Here is a 19,930-nt window from a genome sequence, read left to right on the forward strand (position 1 = left end):
TCTGCCGAAAGGACTTCCATGAATCCCCGTCACGAGACCGCCGCTGCCACCGCCGCCGCCACCAAGCGCAACCGCGTTCGGATGGCCGTGGTCGCGGGAGCCGCTGTCGCGGCCCTGCCGGTGGCCGGCCTCGTCACGGCCACCTCGGCCGCTGCCGCCCCCACCTCCGCCTGGGACGCCGTCGCCCAGTGCGAGAGCGGCGGCAACTGGAGCATCAGCACCGGCAACGGCTTCTCCGGCGGACTGCAGTTCACCCCCTCGACCTGGAGGGCGTACGGCGGCGCCGCCTACGCCGCGCAGGCCCACCAGGCGAGCAGGGCGCAGCAGATCGCCGTCGCCGAGAAGGTCCTCGCCTCGCAGGGCCCCGGCGCCTGGCCGGTCTGCTCGGCCAGGGCGGGCCTGAGCCGCGGCGGCGCGCCCGCCGTCGTCGCCGACGCGCCCGACCAGGAGCCCAAGGCCCCGCAGCCGGCCAAGCAGCCGCCGGCCAAGGCGGACCGGGCCCCTGCCCAGAGCCAGAAGTCGCCCGCCCGCAAGGCCCCGGCGCAGACCCCGCCGCAGGGCGCCGCGAAGCCCGCCGCGCCCGCCGCCGGGTCCACCGGTGGACCCGCCGTGCCCGAGAAGGGCTTCACCGGCGGCGGCTACGTCGTGAAGAGCGGCGACACGCTGAGCGGCATCGCCGCCAAGTTCGGCCTCGACACGGCCGGCCTGCACGCCCGCAACATCAAGGCGATCGGTGCCAACCCGAACCTCATTTTCCCGGGTCAGACCCTGTCCTTCTGACCCCGTCCCACTGGGTCCCGCACCCCGGTGGACCGAACGGCCGCCCTGCCCCCGGGGCGGCCGTTCGGCGTGTCGGGGGCAGGGCGGGGCGGGGGGTGGACCCGGCGCGCGTGCGGAGGCGCGCGGATCGGGGTGCGTCGGTGGTAGTTGAATGTTGAACGCGACGTCCGAATAGCGCCGGACTCCCGGGCCGCCACGGCCGAGGATCGAGTCATGTCCACGAACGACACAAGGAGTTCTGACGAGATGACGATCACGACCGGTATCGCGGCGCTCGACGGCAAGGTGGCTCTGGTGACCGGCGGCAGCCGGGGGATCGGGGAGGCGGTGGCCCTGCGGCTCGCCGAGGACGGCGCCGACGTGGTGGTGACCTACCTGGGCAGCGCCGAGCGGGCCGAGGCCGTCGCGGCCAAGATCACCGCGATGGGCCGGCGCGGTTGGGCGGTCCGGGCCGACAGCGGCGACCCGGAGGAGGTCCGCGCCGCGGTGGCGGCGGTGGCCGAGCGCTTCGGCCGCCTCGACATCCTGGTCAACAACGCCGGGGTGGGCCACATGGGCCCGATCGAGGAGACCGCCCTGGCCGACGTCGACCGGGTGCTGGACGTCAACGTCCGGGCGCCGTACCTGTTCGCCCAGGCGGCCTCGGCCCACCTGACCGAGGGCGGGCGGATCGTCACCATCGGCAGCTGCATGGCCAAGCGGGCCGCCTTCGGGGGCGGCAGCCTCTACGCCACCAGCAAGGCCGCGATGATCGGGCTCACCAAGTCGCTGGCCCGTGAGCTGGGCCCGCGCGGGATCACCGTCAACGTGATCCACCCCGGCCCGATCGACACCGAGCTGAACCCGGCGGACGGCCCGGGCGCCGACTTCCAGTCCGGCTTCACCTCGGTCGGCGGCTTCGGCCGGCCCTCCGAGATCGCCGCCATGATCGCGCACCTGGCCGGTGCGGAGGGCCGGTACATCACAGGTGCCGAGATCGCGGTGGACGGCGGCTTCGCCGGCTGACCCGGGCCGGACCCGTCGACGGTACGGTGCGAACCGTCGACGACCGGCCGGACACGTCGGCGGTCCGGTGCGAACCGTCGACGACCGGCCGGACACGCCGACGACCGGCCCGGGGGTGTTGCTCCGGGCCGGTTGTCGGTGCCCGCGTTTACGATCGGCCGGTCCGACCACGTGTGCGGGCGCGCGTCCGAACGGCCGCGCGCCGGCGCACGGGTCCCGCGTGAGGGGCCGGAGCGGCCCCGCCGACGGAGAGGTGCGTCATGACCGGAGCGGAAGACCCGATCGAGCTGCTCGCCCGCGCGCTCGCGCAGACCGCCGGGCTGATCGACGGCGTCGGCACCGAACTCGCCGGCCACCCGACCCCCTGCCGGTCCTGGGACGTCGGACAGCTGATCAGTCACCTGCTGAACGACCTGCGGCAGTTCACCGTCCGGGCGGAGGGCGGCACGCCCGACTGGTCGGAGCCCTTCGACCGGGTCGAGGACGACTGGCTGCACCGCTTCGAGAGCGGCGCGGAACGCCTGGTGGCCGCCTGGCGCGACGCGGGCGACCTCGGCGGCGTCATCGAGATCCCCGGATTCGGGGAACTGCCGGCCCGCTTCCCGGTGGACCAGCAGATCGCCGAGTTCGCCATGCACGGCTGGGACCTCGCCCGGGCCACCGGCCAGTCCACCGCCGGGCTGGACCACGAGGTCGGGCAGGCGGCACTGGTCTGGGGGCGCGGCGCGCTGCGGCCCGAGTACCGGGGGAGCGAGGAGGAGCAGCACGCCTTCGGTCCGGAGGTCGCGGTCGCCGAGGACGCGCCGGTGTACGACCGGCTCGCCGCGTTCTTCGGCCGCGACCCCGAGGCCGCCGGGTAGGGCGCGTCCCTCGGATCCCGCCGGGCGACGCTCGGGGGCGAACCCCCTCCTCAGCCGCGGCTCCAGACGAACGAGATCTCCGGGTGTCGCGGCGAGGGGGCGTTCAGCAGCGGTGAGGGGCGCCCGCGCAGGAACCGGTCGAAATACACGCGCACATACGTCCGGGCCAGCTCGGTCGCGCGCTCCGGCGCGATGGTGCCGAACAGTTGGGCGTAGAGCTCCGGCGGCGCGTGCTCGGCCAGGTGCCCCGGGCCGGCCGCGTGCGGCAGGTCCGTGAAGCTCAGATGGCCGGAGTCGCGCTGCCGCAGGTGCCGCCCCCAGCCGCGCTGGTGCTCGCGCCAGCGCCGCCAGGTGTCGTGGTCGTCCAGGGCGGAGAGCAGCAGGAACGGCCGGTCCAGGCCCTCGTCCGGCACCGGCGAGCCGAAGAGTCCGCCGTCCAGGTCCAGTCCGGCAGCGAACCGCCGGTCCTGCCGGACCGCCTCGGCCGCCGCCGCGCCGCCCATCGAGTGGCCGAGCACACCGATCCGCCCCGGGTCGCCGCACGGCAGGCCGGGGTGCCGCCGGACCGTCCGGCCGGTGGTCAACTCCGTTGCCACAAAGCGCAGGTCGGCGGCCCGGACGCCGATCTCCTTGCGCTCGGCGGCGTCCCAGTCGGCGGGCTCCTCCTCCAGCGCGCTGAGCACCACCCGGCCGTCCGGGAACTCGACGGCGGCCGCGTCATAGGTGTGGTCGAGCGCCGCGACCAGGTAGCCGTGCGCGGCCAACTCCTCGGCCAGTGCGGTGCAGTTGCTGCGCCCGCCCTTGCGGCCGTGCCCGAGCAGCAGCAGCGGGAGCGCCCCCGGAACCGGTGGCGCGGCCACCCGCGCGGTCGGGCGCAGTCGGCCGAACGTGCCCGGGTCGAGGAGCGCGCTCCGCTCCAGTACGGCCGCGACCCGCGCCGTGGTGTACGCCGCGCGCGCCCGTCCGGCGGTCCCGGTCGCGGGGTACCAGAGCTGCACCATCAGCTCGCGCGGTCCCGGCGCCGGGGCGAACGGGTCCTGCCGGTCCTGGTCGACCAGCCGCAGTGACACCGTGCCCACCGGCCGTCGCACGGTCGGCCCCGGCAGGTCGATCGGCCCGGGCCCCGGCCTGGTGGCGGCAGCCTGAGCAAAAGAGGGGACGGCATGCGCGGCGGCGGCACCCGGCAGGGTCAGCGCCGCACCTCCCACGCCCGCGAAGGTCAGCAGCGATCGGCGCCGGATCATCCTCAACCACCCTTTGGATAGGCGACATTGGTGCCGCCTCACCCTAGGCGGACCGCCTCCCCGCCACCAGATCGGACCCCGGCCGGGGCCTCGGTGCTCCCGCTCGTACGGGGGCGGGGGAAGATCGTCGCAGTGCGCGGGTGGAGGCGCGGGGAACGGACGAAGGGGCGGGGTTGTGGCGGGAGAGGTGTCGGCCGAGCGGCTGCTGCGGGCGGCCGGGGAGGTGTGCGGGCCCCGACTTCGGTCGTGGGTGGACCGGTTGGGCGGGAGTGCCGGGCAGGTGGCGGCGTACCAGTTCGGCTGGTCCGGGGACGGCCCCGGGCAGGGCGGGAAGTTCGTCCGCGCGGCACTCACGCTGGCGTGCGCCGGGGCGGTCGGCGGGGACCGGCGGCGGGCGGTACCGGCCGCCGCCGCGGTGGAGGTGGTGCACAACCTCTCCCTGCTCTACGACGACGTGCTGGACGGTGACACCGTGCGGCGGCACCGGGAGGCCGCCTGGCGGGTGTTCGGGCCCTCCGCGGCCGCGCGTTCGGCGGACGGGCTGCTGCTCACCGTCCTCGACGTGCTGGTGGTCGGCGAGCAGAACGGTGACCACGACGGTGACCAGAACGGTGGGGAGAACGGCGACGAGGACGGCGTGGGCCGGGAGGCCTCGGCCGCGCTGCTGGCGACGCTGGTCGACCTGGCCGTGGGGGAGAGCCTCGACCTCCTCTTCGAGGGGAAGGACAGGGTAGGCCCGGACGAGTGCCTGGAGATGGTGGCGGCCAAGACCGCCTCGCTGTTCTCCTGCGCCTGCCGCCTGGGCGCGCTGTACGGCGGGGCCGGGCCGGAGGCGGTGGCCGGGTGGGCGGCGTTCGGCCATGACCTCGGGATGGCCTTCCAACTGGTGGACGACCTGCTGGGGATCTGGGGCGACCCGGCGGTGACCGGCAAACCGGTCTTCAACGACCTGCGGCGGCGCAAGCTCTCGGTGCCGGTGGTGGCGGCCCTCGAATCCGGCACGGCGGACGGCGACCGGCTCGCCGAGGCGTACCGGCGGGCCGCCGTCGGTGGACCGGTGGACCCGGCCGGGCTGGCGCTGCTGGTGGAGCGGGCCGGCGGGCGCCGGTGGACCGAGGAACGGGCCGCCCGGCACGCGGCCTCGGCCCGCGACCGGCTGGGCGCGCTCACCGGGGACCCCGCCGCCGCGGCCGAGTTGGCGGCACTGGCCGGACAGATCACCGACCGGGAGCGCTGACGCCGGACACCCGGACACCCGGTCACGCGTACTCGTGCACGGCCACCCGGTCACACGCCCCGTCCGGCCTCCTCCCACGGAGCCGGACCGTCCAGGATGTGCGCCCGCCCCTGGCGGTAGAGCTCGGCGTCCACCTCCTTCAGCCGTCGCAGTTCGGCGGGCCGGTGGAGCTCGTGCACCTCGGCCGGCGCGGCGTCGTCCCCGGCGGCCGCGAGCAGCGCGTTGACCGCCAGCCGCGCCGACTGGTTGGCGCCCTCCATGGTGGCCAGGTTGACCGGGCACCGGGCGTGGTCGCCGGCCATGAAGAGGTTGGGCGCGGCGGTCGCGGCGGCCGGGCGGGCCGCCCAGGAGCCGGTGGTGTTGATCAGCAGGGGCTCGTCGTTGACGGCCGGGCCCGGTCCGTCCAGGCCGCGCACCGCCGGGTCCAGGTGCCAGGAGTGCAGCAGCCCCCGGTGCAGGGTCGGCCGGCCGGGGCCGTTGAGTCCGTCGCAGAGCTGGGCCCAGACCTCGGCGGCGACCTCGGCCCGGGTGCACTCGCGGGCCGGTTTGCCGTAGCGGATGCCCGGGGTGTCCCAGTCCGAGATGTCGACCGACAGGCAGTCGGCCACCGTGCCGTCGCCGTACGTCGAGCGGAAGTCGCAGTCCCAGAACTGGGCCTGGCTGATCGAGGTCAGCGCCCAGGGCGAATCCAGGTACAGCACATGGCCGCGGACCACCGGCACCGGTTCGGTCAGGTAGAACTGGATGCCCACCATCCAGTCCGTCCGCAGCTCCGTGACGCTCTTCAGCTCCGGGTCGGCGGCGGCCAGCCCGCGTTCCAGCAGGGCGCCGATCCGGTCGACCGGCAGCGCGCAGACGTAGTGGTCGGCGGCCTGCACCTCGCCGAGGCCGAGGAAGCCGTAGCCGAACGCCTCCAGGAAGCCGCCGACGGTGTGGGTGCTGCACACCTCGGCCCGGGCCGCCACCACCGTCCGGGTGTTCCCGATCACGCACGTCCGGCGGTACTCCTCCGAGGCGCCGTCGGCGCGGGTGAAGTCCCACCAGGAGGTGGACTCCCACTGCCCGAGCCGTCGTTCGTCGCTGCTGGTCATGTAGACCAGCAGCCGGTTCGCGTAGTACAGCAGTTCCTCGTCGGTCAGCCCGGGACCGAGGGCGGTCCCGTTGCCGGGGCGCAGGCCGGTGGCGCGGAGGAACTCCAGCGGGCTGCGTGCCCCGGCCGCGAGCGAGACGTCGGTGAGGAGTTCGCCGACCCGGCCGGAACGGGCCGTCAGCATGTGCGTGGCCTCGCGGAGGTTGCCGACGACGCCGTCCGGCCGCCCGGCGAGCGGGATCCGGCGGAGGGTGTCCGGCAGGCTCCGGTAGAAGCCGGGGAAGAACCGGAAGCCGTGCTCGCTCGGCAGGTCGAGGCGTCCGCCGGTCCCGGTGCCGGGGACGCCGGAGCTGCGGGCCTTGCCGCCCCAGCCGGTCGGTTCCACCACCGTCACCCGGTAGCCGCGCTCGGCGAGTTCCGTCGCCGCCGTGAGCCCGGCCACCCCGCCGCCGAGGACGGCCACCCGCTCGCCGCTGCTCACCATGTCCGTCTCCCCCTGCTCACCGACCGGTCCCGACGGACGATTCGATGATGCCCCGGGCGGGCGCGGCGAACGACCACCGCAGGCGCGAGGCGGCGCGTACGCTCGGGGGATCACGGTGGCGCGGCGGGGGAGGGGTCTCGGATGCTCGGTTGGTGGTTCGTGGTGACGGTACCGGCGGCGGGGGACGGCGAGGACGTCGTGCTGGCCAAGTGGGAGACCGGGATCGGCGGGCTGGACTGGATCGCCGGGCTGGTCGCGGCCGGGCGGGCGGAGCAGTCGGGGTTCAACGGCTACCCGCACCGGTACACGGCCCGGGCGGGCGAGGTGCTGCCGCTGCTCGCGGACGGTTCCGTGTTCGGGGTGTTCGGAGCCGGGATCCGGCCGCGCGAGCTGTACCCGGACCTGATCGCCGGCTGTCCGGCGGAGGCGCTGCTGACCGTCGAGGCCTGGGACCAGTCCTGACTCAGCTGCCGCCGGGCGCGGTCGCGGCGGCGGCGCGCTTGATGGCCTCGCGGATCCGGGGGTAGCTGCCGCAGCGGCAGATGTTCTGGATCAGGTCGATGTCGGCGTCCGTCGGCGCGGGGTTGCGGCGAAGCAGCGCGACCGCCGTCATGATCTGGCCGGGCTGGCAGAACCCGCACTGGGCGACGTCGCAGTCCAGCCAGGCTTCCTGGACGGGGTGCAGGGTGTCGCCGTCGGCGAGGCCCTCGATGGTGGTGACCCGGCGGTCGGCGCAGTTCTTGACCGGCACGGTGCAGGGCTGGATCTCCTCGCCGTCCAGGTGGCTGGTGCAGGCGCGGCAGACGCCGACGCCGCAGCCGTACTTGGGGCCGGTGACGCCGAGCTTGTCGCGCAGCACCCAGAGCAGCGGCATGTCGTCCGGTGCCTCGACGGTGACCGGTCGGCCGTTGAGGACGAAGGTGTGGCTGGGCATCGGGGGCGCGTTCCTCGGGGGTTCGTCGGAGCGGGTCGGAGGCAGGCCGGGAGCAGGTCGGAAGCAGGTCAGAAGTTGATCGGGAAGGACCGGGGGCTGGTTCCGGTGGCCCGGGCGTAGGCGTTGGCGACGGCGGCGGAGGCCGCCGGGACGCCCAGTTCGCCCGCGCCGCCGGGCGGTCCGCTCGGCGGCAGCAGGTGGATCTCGACCACCGGCGGGGTGTGCCGCTGCCGGGCGTAGTGGAAGTCGCCGAAGCTGCCCTCGCGGACGGCGCCGCCGTCGATGTGGTTGCCGGCCTGGAGGATCACCGAGATCCCGTCGATCAGGGCGCCGGTCAGCTGGGCCTCCAGGCCGGTGGGGTTGATCACCGTGCCGACGTCGGCGGCGATCACGGCCTTGGTGACCCGGGGCTGCTCGGGGTCGGTCGCGTCGATCTCGACCAGGTAGGCGGCGCGGCCGCCGTTCTCGGCGTGGTAGCCGATGCCCTGGGCCTGTCCGGCCGGCATGGCGCGGCCCCAGCGGCCCGCCCGGGCGACCGTGTCCAGCACGGCCCGGCCGGCCGGCTCCCGCAGCCGGGTGCGGCGGAAGGCCACCGGGTCCTGGCCGAGGCGGCGGGCCAGCTCGTCCGCCATGATCTCGTCGGCGACCCGGACGGTGCCCGAGTAGACCGAGCGCCAGCTGCCGGTCGGGATCTTCAGCGGTACCTCGGCCAGCAGCTGGGTCGGGACGCCCATGTTGTACGGGTTGCTCTGGCTGAGCAGGAAGAAGGCCTGGGCGAGCGAGAGCCCCGCGACCGAGAGCTGGAAGCCGGCGGCGGTGAGCGCCTCGCCGAGTCCGTGGCCGAAGTCGGTCGTCACGGTGGCGGCGCGGTGCTCGTAGCTGAGCACCTGGCCGAGCCCGTAGGTGGCGCGGACCCGGTGGTGGCTGGCGGGGCGCATCCGGCCGTGCCGCATGTCGTCGTTGCGGGTCCACATCAGCTTGACCGGGCGGCCCGCGGCGCGGGAGATCCGCGCGGCCTCCACGGCGGCGTCGTAGAACAGCCGACGGCCGAAGGACCCGCCGCCGCGCACCACGTGCACCGTCACCGCGTCCTGCGGCAGGCCGAGTTCCGCGGCGAGGGTCTGCTGCGCGACGATCGGGGTCTGTGCGGCGAACCAGAACTCCGCGCGGTTCGGGCGGACGTCGGCGATCGCCGTCAGCACCTCCATCGGCGCGTGGTTGACGAAGGCGAAGTCGAACTCGCCGTCCACGTACTGGGTGAGCAGCGGCGGGATCAGGAACGGCGCGTGCGCGGCCCGCAGCTTCCCCCGGATGTCGGGGTCGGAGAGCGCGGCGACCGGGCCCGGGTTCCAGGTGGTGCGCAGCGCGTCGCGGGCCTTGAGGGCCTGGTCGAAGGTCTCGGCGAGGACGGCGACCCCGGTCGGTACGGTGACCACCGCGAGCACGCCCGGCATGGCGCGGGCGGCGGAGGCGTCGAGCGAGGCGAGGGTGCCGTTGATGGTGGTGGGCCGGGCGACGACGGTCGGCACAGCGCCGGGCACGGCGAGGTCGCCGGCGTACTTGGCGCGGCCGGTGACGATGTCGCGGGCGTCGATCCGGCCGGTGGGGCGGCCGATCACCCGGCGCTGCTCGGGCGGCTTGGGGGTGGCGGGGACGGCGGGTACCGCGACGGCGGCGGCCTCGGCGGCGAGTTCGCCGTAGCCGGCCCGGCGGCCGTCGGGGGCGGTCACGGCGGAGTCGGCGGTGCGCAGGGTCTCGGCGGGCAGCGACCAGCGGCGGGCGGCGGCGGTGACCAGCCGGGCCCGGGCGGCGGCGGCCGCGCCGCGCACCGGGTCGTAGAGCGTGCGGACGGAGTTGGAGGCGCCGGTGAGCTGGTTGAACAGCAGGTCGGGGCGGCTGTCGGAGAGCGGGACGTCGACATCGGTCAGCCGTGCGTCGAGTTCCTCGGCGACCATCATGGCGACCGTGGTGGTCAGACCCTGGCCGACCTCCAGGCGGGGCAGGTGGAGGACGGCGCGGCCGGCGGTGGTGATCTCAAGGACGAGCAGGTGCGCGGTGGGCAGGCCGGCGACCTGCAGGGCCTGGCCGAGGTCGACGATGTCCGGGATGCCGGGCAGGCCGAGCAGCTGGGAGGGGGCGGCGGCCGCCGCGGGAGCCGCGGGCGCGGGCGGGGCCGGTGTCGGGGCCGGTGGCGGCGCGGTCGCGGCGGCCCGGGCGGTGGCGGGTGCGACGGCGTCGAGGCTGGCCCGGGCGGCGACGGTCAGGGTCGGCGCGGCGAGCAGGTAGGTGAGGAAGCGTCGGCGGTCGGCGTCGGCGGTCGGCTGCTGGTCGGCGGGCAACTGCCGCGGGGCGGGCGGCTGCTGGTCGGTCGACGACTGCTCGGCGGCGGGGCCCGTGGCGGCCGGGGGCACGATGGAGATGCTGATGGGAGGAGCCCCTCTCGCCGGGTGACGGCTCCGGACGGGCGGGCCGTGAGGGTCCCGCCCCGGTGCCGGGCGGTGCCGGACGGTGCGTGCGACGGCGGCCACGTTCTGGTCGTGTCCACGTTCGCGAACGAGAACGCGGATGAGCATAGGAGGGGCCTACTGGCCGGTCAACACGGGCACTTGGGGCCTGATCGGACATATGTGCGGATGTCGGATCGGGCGGACACGGAGGGCGCGTGACACGCCGCGCAGGGCGCACGGTACCGCCGTACGAGTGACGCCTGCTCAGGGGGCGCGTGCGGGCCGACGGGGGCGGGCGGGGCGCGGTCGGCGCCGGAGCGGGAGCAACCCGGAGCGCGGGCATCCGGAAAACGACTTGCCGAACCGGCCCAGGATCATGATGATCCACTGGACCTTCCGCGTGGTCCGCCATCGGCACAGACTGGTGTCCACACCGAAGAACCACTGATGGCCCACCACCCCAGGAGCATCGTGCCGTCGCGCCGCACCCCGCTGTCCGGATCCCAACGAACCCTGGCGACAGCCCAGTTGGTGAGCGCGATCGGAGACGGCGCCTACTACACCAGCTCGGCGCTCTACTTCACCCGGATCGTCGGACTCTCGCCGACCCGGCTCGGTCTCGGCCTCGCGGTGGCCTGGGCGATCGGTTCGGTCGCCGGCGTACCGCTCGGCCACCTCGCCGACCGGCGCGGCCCCCGGGGCACGGCGGCGGCGCTGGCGTTCGTCACGGCGGCGGTGGTCGCCTCGTTCCTCGTGGTCGACGACTTCCTGCCGTTCCTGGTCGCCGCCTGCCTCTACGCCACCGCCCAGTCCGGACTGGGCGCGGCCCGCCAGGCACTGGTCGGCGGCCTCGTCCCGGAAGGCGAGCGGACGGCGGCGCTCGCCCGGCTGCAGGCCACCCTCAACGCCGGGCTGGCGGTGGGCGCCGCGCTCGGCGGCGTCGCGCTCACGGTCGGGACCAGGGCGGCCTTCCTCGCCGCGTTCACGCTGACCGCGCTGGGCTTCCTGGCCACGGGCCTGATCCTGCTGCGGCTGCCGGCGGTGATCCCGGTGCTCCCGGCGACCGTCGCGGCGGGTGGCGCGGGGGCGGACGGTGCGACAGCCCGGAAGGGCCGGGACGGCGGTTTCGCGGTGCTGGCGGACCGCCGCTACGCGGTCGTGACGCTGGTCAACACCGTGCTGCTGCTGCGGATGCCCCTGCTCAGCCTGGTGATCCCGCTCTGGATCGCCGACCGCGCCCCGCAACTCGGCTGGCTCGGTTCGGCCCTTTTCGTCCTCAACACCGTCGGCGTGACCCTCTTCCAGGTCCGCACCGCCCGCGCCGTCACCGGCCTGCCCTCGGCGGCCCGGGCCGTTCGCCAGGCCGGCGCCGTCCTGCTCGCCTCCTGCGCGGTCTTCGCGCTCTCGGCCGCGCCCGTCCCGGTCTGGGCGATGGCGGCCCTGCTGGTCGGCGGCGCGGTGCTCCAGGTGTTCGGCGAGATGAAGCAGTCCGCCGGATCCTGGCAGATCGCCTTCGACCTCGCCCCGGCCGACCGGCTCGGCCAGTACCAGGGCTTCTTCGGCACCGGCGTGGCGGTGGCCCGCACCGCCGGACCGCTGCTGCTGACCACCCTCCTCCTCGACGGCGGCGGCCCGGGCTGGCTCGTCCTCGGCGTCCTCTTCCTCGCCGCCGGCTGCGCCATGGGCCCCGCGGTCCGGTACGCCGAGCGCGACCGTTCCTCCTGGCTCGCCCCCGCTCCGGCCACCGCGCCCCTCGCCCCCACCGGCTGAGGTCGGCGTTCGAGCCCGGCCGTGACCGGGTGCGGGCGCGCTGCCCGCACCCGGGGATCCCGGATTACAGGTGCGGGAGGACGAAGTCGTACCCCGCCGCCGCGTGTGCGTTGCCGGCGGACAGCGGCCGTTGTCGGGGTAGCCCCAGAAGAACATGCCGTAGCACTTGGTGCAGAAGCGCCAGTTGTGCTGGGCGGTCGGGGTCTCGGGGATGTCGTGCGGGATGTTGAAGTTGTAGCTGGCGTATCGAGTCGGGGCTGTACACGGTCAACGGAGCGCAGGCGCACGACTCGGCGTCCGGCGCTCCCGTCGCGCCCCCGGGTTGCCAGACCATACGGTTAATGATGATCTTCGGCCACCGGCCGCACTGTTTCCCGTCAATCTGGCTCTGATAAAGGGTATTGACGGCCAATCGGGCACTCTTCGCAAGAATCTGCGGTCGCGCACGTCTTCCGCTGTTGATCGAGGGCTGACAGGCTGTCCGGCGTTTGCAGAACCGGAGGAGGTTTCGTGTCCCGATTCACCGGCACGGTACTGGCGGTCACCAGTGCCCTCGCCCTCGTCGCAGGCTCGGCCGCGGCGGCCGTCGCAGCACCGGCCCCCGGCGCAGCCGCCGAGGCCAAGGTGGCAGCGGTCGACTGGAAGCCGTGCAACCCCGATCCGAGCCAGCCGGACCCCAAGATCTACGACTGCGCCGTCTACCAGGTGCCGCTCGACTACGACCACCCCAAGGGCGAGACCACCGGCATCGCGATGATGCGCCGCCGCGCGGGCGACCCGGCCAAGCGGATCGGCTCGCTGTTCCTCAACCCCGGCGGCCCGGGCGGCAGCGGCTACCTGTGGGCGACCACCACCCGCTTCGGCAAGGACGTCCAGGACCGCTTCGACCTGGTCGGCTTCGACCCGCGCGGCGTGGCCCGCAGCAACCCGCTGAAGTGCTTCACCACCGACGAAGAGGCCGCGGCCGTCAACGACCGCATGATCGGCGTCCCGGTGACCAGGGCCGAGATAGCCCAGACCATCGACGCCACCGAGGACTACAGCGACGCCTGCTCGCGCAACGCCGGCCCGCTCATCGAGCACATGTCGACCATCAACGTGGTCCGTGACCTCGACCGGATGCGGCGCGCCGTCGGCGACAGCAAGCTGAACTTCGCCGGTTTCTCCTACGGCACCCTGATCGGCGCCACCTACGCGGGCATGTACCCGGACAAGGTCCGTGCCCTGATCGTCGACGGCAACGTCGACCCCAACCTGCGGATGCACAACGGCGTCGAGTACGACCGCCAGCGCGCCACCGGCTTCGAGGTCGCTCTGACCGAGTTCCTGAAGCGCTGCCAGACCGCGGGCGCCCCGCGCTGCGCCTTCGGCGAGGGCGACACCCGGGCCAAGTTCGACGCCCTCCGCGACCACCTGCGCACCAGCCCGGTCACCCTGCCGGACGGCACCCAGGTCACCCTGTCCAGCTTCACCAGCCAGGTCGCCAGCTCCCTCTACGCGCAGCGCCTCCAGGCGCCGCTCGCGGTGTCGCTGCAGGCGATCCACCAGGTCCTCAACGCCCCGGCCGCCGCCCCGCAGGGCCTGGCCGCCGCCGCGCCCGCCGTCGACCCGGCCGTCGTCGAGAACGCCAAGGTGCTCGCCAAGACCGTGCCGAACGCCCTGCGCGAGGCGCTGCCGGAGACCCCGTACTCCTCCGACGACTCCTACTACGGCGTCAACTGCCAGGACAAGCCGTACCCGTCGAACCCGTGGACCCTGGCCAACCTGGCCAAGCCGTGGGAGAAGGAGTCGCCGACCTTCGGCCGCTACCAGGCCTTCGACGGCCCGACCTGCGCCTCCTGGCCGGCCCCGGCCCGCGACGCCGAGACCTTCACCGGCCCGTGGAACCGCAAGACCGCCGCTCCGGTGATGGTCATCGGCAACCTCTACGACCCGGCGACCAACTACGGCTTCGCGCAGCGCATGCAGCGCCAGCTGGGCAACGCCGTGCTGGTCTCGGTCGACGTGGTCGAGCACTGCGCCGTCGGCCGCAGCAAGGAACTGAACAAGCTGGTCACCGACTACCTGGTGAACCAGAAGGCCCCGGCCCCCGGCCAGCTCCTGAAGCCCGACGCCGAGGCCTTCCCGCCCGTCGCCTGAGCAACCCTGAGCCACCCCTGGGAAACACCGAACGGCCCGCCCCCGGAAACAGCCTTCCGGGAGTGGGCCGTTCGTCCGTGCGGCGGCCGTGCGGTCGAACGTCGTCGGTCACGCGGACGGCGGCACCTCCGGCGCCACGCTGTACCGTCGAAGTACTTCTTCCGCCGTGGACCGGTCCAACAACCGCAGCTCCCACGGGCCCGTGTTGACGTCGAACTCCTTCCCGAAGCCCACCCACTTGCCGGTCATGAGGCGGCCCGTGGGATCGACGAGCAGTTGGATCGCGCCGTGGTAGCGGGCGCCCCGGTAGTAGCCGGCGTCGGCGGTCTGCTCGGTCCAGGTGCCGGTCACGACGTTGCGGTCGACGGTGAGGTCGAGCGTGAGCGGTGAGTCGGGGTTGGACGAGGCGCCGGCCAGCGAGGCGGCCGTGATCCGGTTCCCGTGGTGTCGGAGCAGCACGTGGTGCAACCCGGAGAAGGTGTTCGCCCGGCTGCTGCTGAAGTACTCGTAGTGGCTCAGCCACACCCCGCTGTAGTCGTCGCCCAAGGGCGCCGGGGCCGGGGCGGGGCGCCCGTCGGGCTGGCTCCTTGTCACGTCATGACCTCCGGATCCGTCCTCCGTAACGCGTGCCGGCGGCAGGTTGACGGACTCGAAACCCAGCCGGTCCGCCGACAGCTTGGTCACGGCTTCGAGCGCGCGCAGGTAGACCGGGCGTGGTGTGCGCACATCGCCCGATTCCCATCGCTGGACGAGGCGCTTGCTGGCGTCGTTGGGCTCTCCCAGGGCTTGCCCCGCATCGCGGATCCGCTGGGCCATCTCGTCCTGACTGAGACGGAGACCGATGCGGACGGCGCGGAACACCGTGTTCGGGGTCGTCATGCGTCCGAATGTATCCGGTGACGCCCCTGGTACGACACCGAAATGACGCCTTGCATCCGGTCGAAGTGACGTCTTGTCGACGTTACTTCGACAGTGCGTGACGGGCGAGGATTCGATCTGTCCACCGGCGACCGATCGGACCGAAAGGGGATGCGCGGTGACGGCGTCCACCACACGCAGCGGAACGAGGAGAACCATCGCTGGCGGAGCCCGCGTCCTGGGCGAACTGCCGGCGGAGTGGAGACCGCTCGACGACTACCGGGCGACGGTGAGTACTGCCCCGGGTGATGCCGAGGTGCTCCAGCGGGACGCGGTCCGTGCGCACTGCTCGTGTCCGCGCTGCGTCGCGGGGCGGTCGACGTGACGGGCGGCGGCCCGATCGGAGTGGACCGCGGAACACCCTGCGAGTGGAGCAGGATCACCGCTCCTACGAGCACGTCGTGTGGACGCCGTGGCTCGTGGTGCCGACGGAGAACCGTAAGCGTGCCCAACGCGGTGGAGGTGCCCGCAGAGCCCGCCATCTGTCTCATGTGCGCGGCATGGCAGGCGCTGGAACGACTGTCGGCCGAGTCCGGTGACCACTCCCTCGCCCTGGATGCCCGGGTGAGCGCGGCGCGGCACCGGGAGGAGGCTCACCGTGGATGAAGTGGCTGATCCCACTGAAAAGTCGTCAGGCCGACCGCAGTCGATGACGCCGGAGTGGTGCGGACGCCGCCCGGTGCTGAGCCCGGAGGACCACGCCCCGGCTCCGCTGTCGCCCGAGGAGCGCGAGCGACGAGCCGAGATGCTGGCGCAGGTCCGCCGGGCGAACGAACGCGCCCGGCGGAAGCACACGGGCTCCTGGGCCCCCGCTCGGGAGAGCAGCAGCCGAAGCGGGTTCCGGCAACACCGAACGACCCAGCACCTACCGGTGACTGGGGCCGCCACAGCGTGAGGAGACACCAGCATGGCCGAATTGACGGTCGACCCGAATCGGCCGCCCGGACCGACCGCGCCGGAGCCCGGGGTAGTTCCGGACGTCTGCTAGTTCACTTGAGATCCGGCTCTGCGGAGAGAGCGGAGCCGGCTCTCCCACTCGCGATCGCACGTTTCGCAGAAGGGAACACCACATGGCAAAGCACGGCGGAGGCTCGGGCAACGACGGCCCCGCAAGGCCGGCGGGGGCAAGGGCGGCGGGCACTCGGGGTCGCCGGACACCGCCCCGCACGACGGTCAGCGGGACTCGCCGCCGAAGAACCCGCCCAAGCCCGAGAAGCCGTAGGGGACATCATGACGTGGGACAAGCTGACCGACGCGCTCCGGGAGTCCGGCGCGCTCTCGGCCGACTGGGAGCAGATTTTCCGATCCACCCCGCGCGACCGCTTCACCCCGGACCGGATCCGGGTCGACGGGGAGTGGATCGAGCGGACGGAGCACCCTGATCGGTGGGCGGAGGCCGTGAGCTCCGACCTGCCGCTCGTCACGCAGGTCTACGACGGGACCACCACCCCGTCGTCCTCCAGCTCCATGCCCACCGTGGTCGCGAAGATGCTCCGGCACCTGGACGCGGCCCCCGGGATGCGGGTCCTGGAGGTCGGCACCGGCACCGGGTGGACGGCGGGTCTGCTGACCGGCCGGCTCGGCGCCGAGAACGTGGTGACCGTCGAAGCAGACCCCGGGCTCGCGATCGACGCCCGTGCGCAGCTCGCCACCATGGGGCGCACGCCCACGGTGCTGGCGGCGGACGGGATGCTGGGCCACCCCGCCGGAGCCCCCTACGATCGCGTCCACCTCACGGCCGCCGTGCAGAGGCTGCCCGGGACGCTGATCGAGCAGACGAAACCGGGCGGCGTGATTCTCGTGCCCTACGGGACGGCGTTCTGCAACGGAGCGCTGGCACGGCTGACGGTCGCGGACGACGGCAAGTCGGCCTCCGGGCCGTTCGTGGAGGACGTCGCCTTCATGTGGGTGCGCGACCAGCGGCCCGACAGCGGCGAGTTCGACATCGAGGACGTCCGCTACGGTCCCTCGGAGATCGACCCCGCAGACGTCGCGGACTCCACCGACGCCGCGTTCGCGATCGGGCTCCGAATGCCGGACCTGTTCCGCCAGAGCGTGGCGGCACCCTACGACCGCTTCGGCACCGGTCGGTTCGAGGTCTGGGACGGCACGTCCTACGCGCACTGCCGGCTCGCGGACCGGGAGGGGAAGCATGCCGTCTCCCAGTCCGGCCCGCGCGACTTGTGGGCCGAGGTGACGGCCGCGCACCGGTGGTGGCAGCGTCAGGGCAAGCCGAGCCTGCACCGGTTCGGGCTGACGGTCTCGACGGTCGGTGAGCACCGTGCCTGGTTGGACGACCCGGACAACGTGATCGGGTAGTCCCCGGGCCCCGGTCGGACTGTGCCGACCGGGGCTCGCGCCGGATCAGACGTCGCCGAGCGGCACCTCGGGGTCCGCCAGGCGGGCCGGGTCGACCACTCGTCCGGAACGGATCAGCGACCGGATCGGGTCGGTGACGTCCCAGACGTTCACGTTCATACCGGCCAGGACTTTTCCCTCACTCAGCCAGAAGGCGATGAACTCCCGAGCTTTCACGTCGCCGCGGAACACCACCCGGTCGTAGCCGCCGGGCTCCACCCAGCCGACGTACTCCATGCCGAGGTCGTACTGGTCCGAGAAGAAATAGGGGACACGGTCGTACACCGCGTCCTCGCCGAGCATCGCGCGGGCTGCCGTCTGGGGCTGGTTGACGGCGTTGGCCCAGTGCTCGACGCGGATGTGGCGTCCCAGCTGCGGATGGAAGGCGTTGGCGACGTCGCCCGCCGCGTGGATGTCCGGGTCCGAGGTGCGCAGGTGCTCGTCGGTCTTGATCCCGTTCTCCACCTCCAGCCCGGCTGCCTCGGCGAGTTCGGTGTCCGGGGCGATGCCGACACCGACCACCACCGCGTCCGCCGGTACCACCGTGCCGTCCCCGAGCCGGACGCCGGTGACCCGGCCGTCCGCGCCGGTCAGTTCGGCGACCTTCACCCCGAACCGCAGGTCCACGCCGTGGGCGCGGTGCAGGTCGGCGAAGACCTGCGCCACCTCGCGGCCCAGTACCCGCAGCAGCGGCAGCTCGGCCGCCTCCAGCACCGTCACCTCGGCGCCCGCCGTCCGGGCCGCGGCCGTCGTCTCCAGGCCGATCCAGCCCGCGCCGATCACCACGATCCGGGCGCCGGTGCGGAACTCCTTGCGGATCCGCTCGCTGTCCTCCACCCGGCGCAGGTAGTGCACACCGCCGAAGTCCCCGCTCCCCGTGTCGGGCAGCGTCAGCCGGCGCGGCACCGAACCGGTGGTCAGCAGCAGCTTGGCGTACTCCACCTGCCCGCCGTCGGCCAGCGTCATCGTGTGCGCGGCGGGGTCGATCGACACCACCCGGGTGCCGAGCCGCAGCGTCACGTCGTGCTCGGCGTACCACTCCGGCGGGTGGACGTAGATCTTCTCCCGGGAACTCTTGCCCAGCAGATAGCCCTTGGAGAGCGGCGGGCGCTCGTACGGGCGCTCGTGCTCCTCGCCGATCAGCACGATGCCGCCGGTGTACCCGGCCTCGCGCAGCGCCTGTGCCGCCTTCGCGCCGCCGAGGGAGGCGCCGACGATCACGATGGGACGCTGCCGCCCGGCGCCGTCGGTACCCGTACTGTCCGTGGTGGCCATGCTGAACTCCTCGCTCTGCGGCGGAAACCACGGACAGCCTGCCGCCGGCCGGCGGGCCTGTCGAGACGGCGTCCGGCGCGCCGTCCCGGCTCCCCCGAACGGGTGACGCCACCGGGAGCGGGGGAGGGCTCAGGGGGCCATCGCGTCCCGGACCAGGGCGGTGTCCGTGAACTGCTCGAACCGCACGATCCGCCCGCCGCGCACCGTGAAGTGGTGCGCCACCCGCACGTTCAGCGGGCGCCGGGTGGCCCTGTGCACCGCCGTGTAGCGGGCCAGCACCACCACGTCCTCGCCGTCCACCACGTACCGGTCGTCGTGCGCCGTCCAGTCCTCCCATTCGGCGGCCAGCCGGTCCATCACCCCGCCCGTCACGCCCTTCGGCGTCCGGTAGGTGCCGGCCAGCGGGAAGCCCGCCATCTCGGTCCACTCCACGTCCTCGGCGAGCGTGGCCCGCAGCGCCGCCAGGTCGCCGCGCGCCGAGGCCAGGTACTGGCGGCGGACCACGTCGGCCGGGGCGTCCGACTCGGCGAACGCGGCCGCGGCCCTCGGAATCTCGATCATCGCGCTCAGCCCCAGACCAGCTCGCCCTTGGCGACCTTCGTCCCGAGGTCGACCGCCAGCGGCATGCCCAGCCCGGGGAACCGCTGCTCCAGCGCCTCCCGGGCCGAGGCCGCGTCCGGTGCCCGGCCGATCTCGGTCTCGAATCCCCGCAGGTAGTCGCGGGTGTGGTCGATCGAGGAGGTGTCGGTGGGCGCGTCGGCCGTCCGGTGCCCGGCCACCACGAAGTCCGGCTCCAGCGCCGCCATGCCGTCCAGCAGGTCGATCCAGGCCGAGCGCTGCTCCGGGGTCGGGGTGTCGGCCGTCCACACGTGCAGGCCCTGGAACAGCAGCACCCCGCCGAACAGCGCGCGGTGGTGGTGCTGCCAGAGGTAGTGCCGGTCCGGCAGGTGGAAGTCGGCGCCGCGCAGTTCGAAGCGGTGGCCCTCGAAGACCAGCTCGTCGCCGGGCAGCACCTCCGGGAGGACCAGCCGGGTCGGCAGCTCGGGGCCGAGGTGCGCCCAGGCGCGGAGCTTGGCCTCGAAGGTCTCCTGGATGTGCTCGACGGTCGACGCGGTCGCCAGGAACCGGGCCTCCGGGAAGGCGTCCCGCACCTCCTGGGCGCCGAAGTAGAAGTCCGGGTCGCCGTGGCTGACGAAGACGGTGGTCAGCCGCTTGCCGGTGGTCCGGATCCGCTCCACCAGCCGGCGGCCGTCGGACCGGGTGAACCCGGCGTCCACCAGCAGCGCGTCCTGGGGGCCGGTGACCAGCACGGAGGTCTTGTTGAGCGAGCTGTCCGGGCTGTCGATGACCTCGAAGTCGAGGGCGCTCATGGGCGGTGTCCTTCCTCGC

At 73.7% G+C, this 19,930-nt stretch carries 16 protein-coding genes; 8 read left to right on the forward strand and 8 right to left on the reverse strand.

Annotated features, from left to right (window positions below; genetic code table 11):
• Positions 1 to 18 precede the first annotated feature (18 nt).
• The 3 genes from OG715_RS37255 to OG715_RS37265 all read left to right on the forward strand — a co-directional run bounded on the left by OG715_RS37255 (position 19) and on the right by OG715_RS37265 (position 2,645).
• On the forward strand, positions 19 to 780 hold the full coding sequence (locus tag OG715_RS37255; protein ID WP_323182203.1) for a transglycosylase family protein: 762 nt from the start codon (positions 19 to 21) through the stop codon (positions 778 to 780).
• Positions 781 to 1,026: 246 nt separating this feature from the next.
• On the forward strand, positions 1,027 to 1,785 hold the full coding sequence (locus OG715_RS37260; RefSeq protein ID WP_266272844.1) for an SDR family NAD(P)-dependent oxidoreductase: 759 nt from the start codon (positions 1,027 to 1,029) through the stop codon (positions 1,783 to 1,785).
• Positions 1,786 to 2,045: 260 nt separating this feature from the next.
• Complete coding sequence (locus OG715_RS37265; protein WP_266272843.1) at positions 2,046 to 2,645, forward strand: TIGR03086 family metal-binding protein; 600 nt, start codon at positions 2,046 to 2,048, stop codon at positions 2,643 to 2,645.
• 50 nt (positions 2,646 to 2,695) lie between these two features.
• On the opposite strand, the gene OG715_RS37270 is transcribed toward OG715_RS37265, so the two are convergent.
• Entirely contained in the window at positions 2,696 to 3,889 is a 1,194-nt protein-coding gene (locus OG715_RS37270; protein WP_266272842.1) for an alpha/beta hydrolase, read from the reverse strand.
• A gap of 175 nt (positions 3,890 to 4,064) precedes the next feature.
• On the opposite strand from OG715_RS37270, the gene OG715_RS37275 reads away from it, so the two are divergent.
• Positions 4,065 to 5,126, forward strand: coding sequence for a polyprenyl synthetase family protein (locus tag OG715_RS37275; protein ID WP_266272841.1), 1,062 nt, complete (start codon positions 4,065 to 4,067; stop codon positions 5,124 to 5,126).
• 50 nt (positions 5,127 to 5,176) lie between these two features.
• Here OG715_RS37275 and OG715_RS37280 read toward each other — a convergent pair whose 3' ends face one another.
• On the reverse strand, positions 5,177 to 6,700 hold the full coding sequence (locus OG715_RS37280) for an FAD-dependent oxidoreductase (RefSeq protein WP_266272840.1): 1,524 nt from the start codon (positions 6,698 to 6,700) through the stop codon (positions 5,177 to 5,179).
• Between the two features lie 141 nt (positions 6,701 to 6,841).
• Between OG715_RS37280 and OG715_RS37285 the strand changes: the two genes are divergently transcribed.
• On the forward strand, positions 6,842 to 7,162 hold the full coding sequence (locus tag OG715_RS37285; protein ID WP_266272839.1) for a hypothetical protein: 321 nt from the start codon (positions 6,842 to 6,844) through the stop codon (positions 7,160 to 7,162).
• A 1-nt stretch (position 7,163) separates the two neighbouring features.
• Here OG715_RS37285 and OG715_RS37290 read toward each other — a convergent pair whose 3' ends face one another.
• Complete coding sequence (locus tag OG715_RS37290; RefSeq protein ID WP_266272838.1) at positions 7,164 to 7,634, reverse strand: (2Fe-2S)-binding protein; 471 nt, start codon at positions 7,632 to 7,634, stop codon at positions 7,164 to 7,166.
• A gap of 68 nt (positions 7,635 to 7,702) precedes the next feature.
• On the reverse strand, positions 7,703 to 10,045 hold the full coding sequence (locus tag OG715_RS37295) for a xanthine dehydrogenase family protein molybdopterin-binding subunit (RefSeq protein WP_266272837.1): 2,343 nt from the start codon (positions 10,043 to 10,045) through the stop codon (positions 7,703 to 7,705).
• A 483-nt stretch (positions 10,046 to 10,528) separates the two neighbouring features.
• On the opposite strand from OG715_RS37295, the gene OG715_RS37300 reads away from it, so the two are divergent.
• Both OG715_RS37300 and OG715_RS37305 read left to right on the forward strand, forming a co-directional pair.
• On the forward strand, positions 10,529 to 11,851 hold the full coding sequence (locus OG715_RS37300) for an MFS transporter (RefSeq protein ID WP_266272836.1): 1,323 nt from the start codon (positions 10,529 to 10,531) through the stop codon (positions 11,849 to 11,851).
• A 510-nt stretch (positions 11,852 to 12,361) separates the two neighbouring features.
• A complete protein-coding gene (locus OG715_RS37305; protein WP_266272834.1) occupies positions 12,362 to 13,990 on the forward strand; it encodes an alpha/beta hydrolase in 1,629 nt (542 codons plus the stop codon).
• A 108-nt stretch (positions 13,991 to 14,098) separates the two neighbouring features.
• On the opposite strand, the gene OG715_RS37310 is transcribed toward OG715_RS37305, so the two are convergent.
• Entirely contained in the window at positions 14,099 to 14,869 is a 771-nt protein-coding gene (locus tag OG715_RS37310) for a helix-turn-helix domain-containing protein (RefSeq protein ID WP_266272832.1), read from the reverse strand.
• 1,269 nt (positions 14,870 to 16,138) lie between these two features.
• Between OG715_RS37310 and OG715_RS37315 the strand changes: the two genes are divergently transcribed.
• Positions 16,139 to 17,227: a methyltransferase domain-containing protein gene (locus tag OG715_RS37315; protein ID WP_266272831.1), complete on the forward strand. Its 1,089-nt coding sequence runs from the start codon at positions 16,139 to 16,141 to the stop codon at positions 17,225 to 17,227.
• Between the two features lie 45 nt (positions 17,228 to 17,272).
• Here OG715_RS37315 and OG715_RS37320 read toward each other — a convergent pair whose 3' ends face one another.
• The 3 genes from OG715_RS37320 to OG715_RS37330 all read right to left on the reverse strand — a co-directional run bounded on the left by OG715_RS37320 (position 17,273) and on the right by OG715_RS37330 (position 19,911).
• Positions 17,273 to 18,541 (reverse strand): NAD(P)/FAD-dependent oxidoreductase, encoded by a 1,269-nt coding sequence (locus tag OG715_RS37320; RefSeq protein WP_266272830.1) that lies wholly within the window; start codon positions 18,539 to 18,541, stop codon positions 17,273 to 17,275.
• Between the two features lie 129 nt (positions 18,542 to 18,670).
• Positions 18,671 to 19,102 (reverse strand): nuclear transport factor 2 family protein, encoded by a 432-nt coding sequence (locus OG715_RS37325; protein ID WP_266272828.1) that lies wholly within the window; start codon positions 19,100 to 19,102, stop codon positions 18,671 to 18,673.
• Positions 19,103 to 19,107: 5 nt separating this feature from the next.
• Positions 19,108 to 19,911: an MBL fold metallo-hydrolase gene (locus OG715_RS37330; RefSeq protein WP_266272827.1), complete on the reverse strand. Its 804-nt coding sequence runs from the start codon at positions 19,909 to 19,911 to the stop codon at positions 19,108 to 19,110.
• Positions 19,912 to 19,930 lie beyond the last annotated feature (19 nt).

The sequence above is a fragment of the Kitasatospora purpeofusca genome, from assembly GCF_036010405.1.
In the GTDB taxonomy this organism is placed as follows: domain Bacteria; phylum Actinomycetota; class Actinomycetes; order Streptomycetales; family Streptomycetaceae; genus Kitasatospora; species Kitasatospora purpeofusca.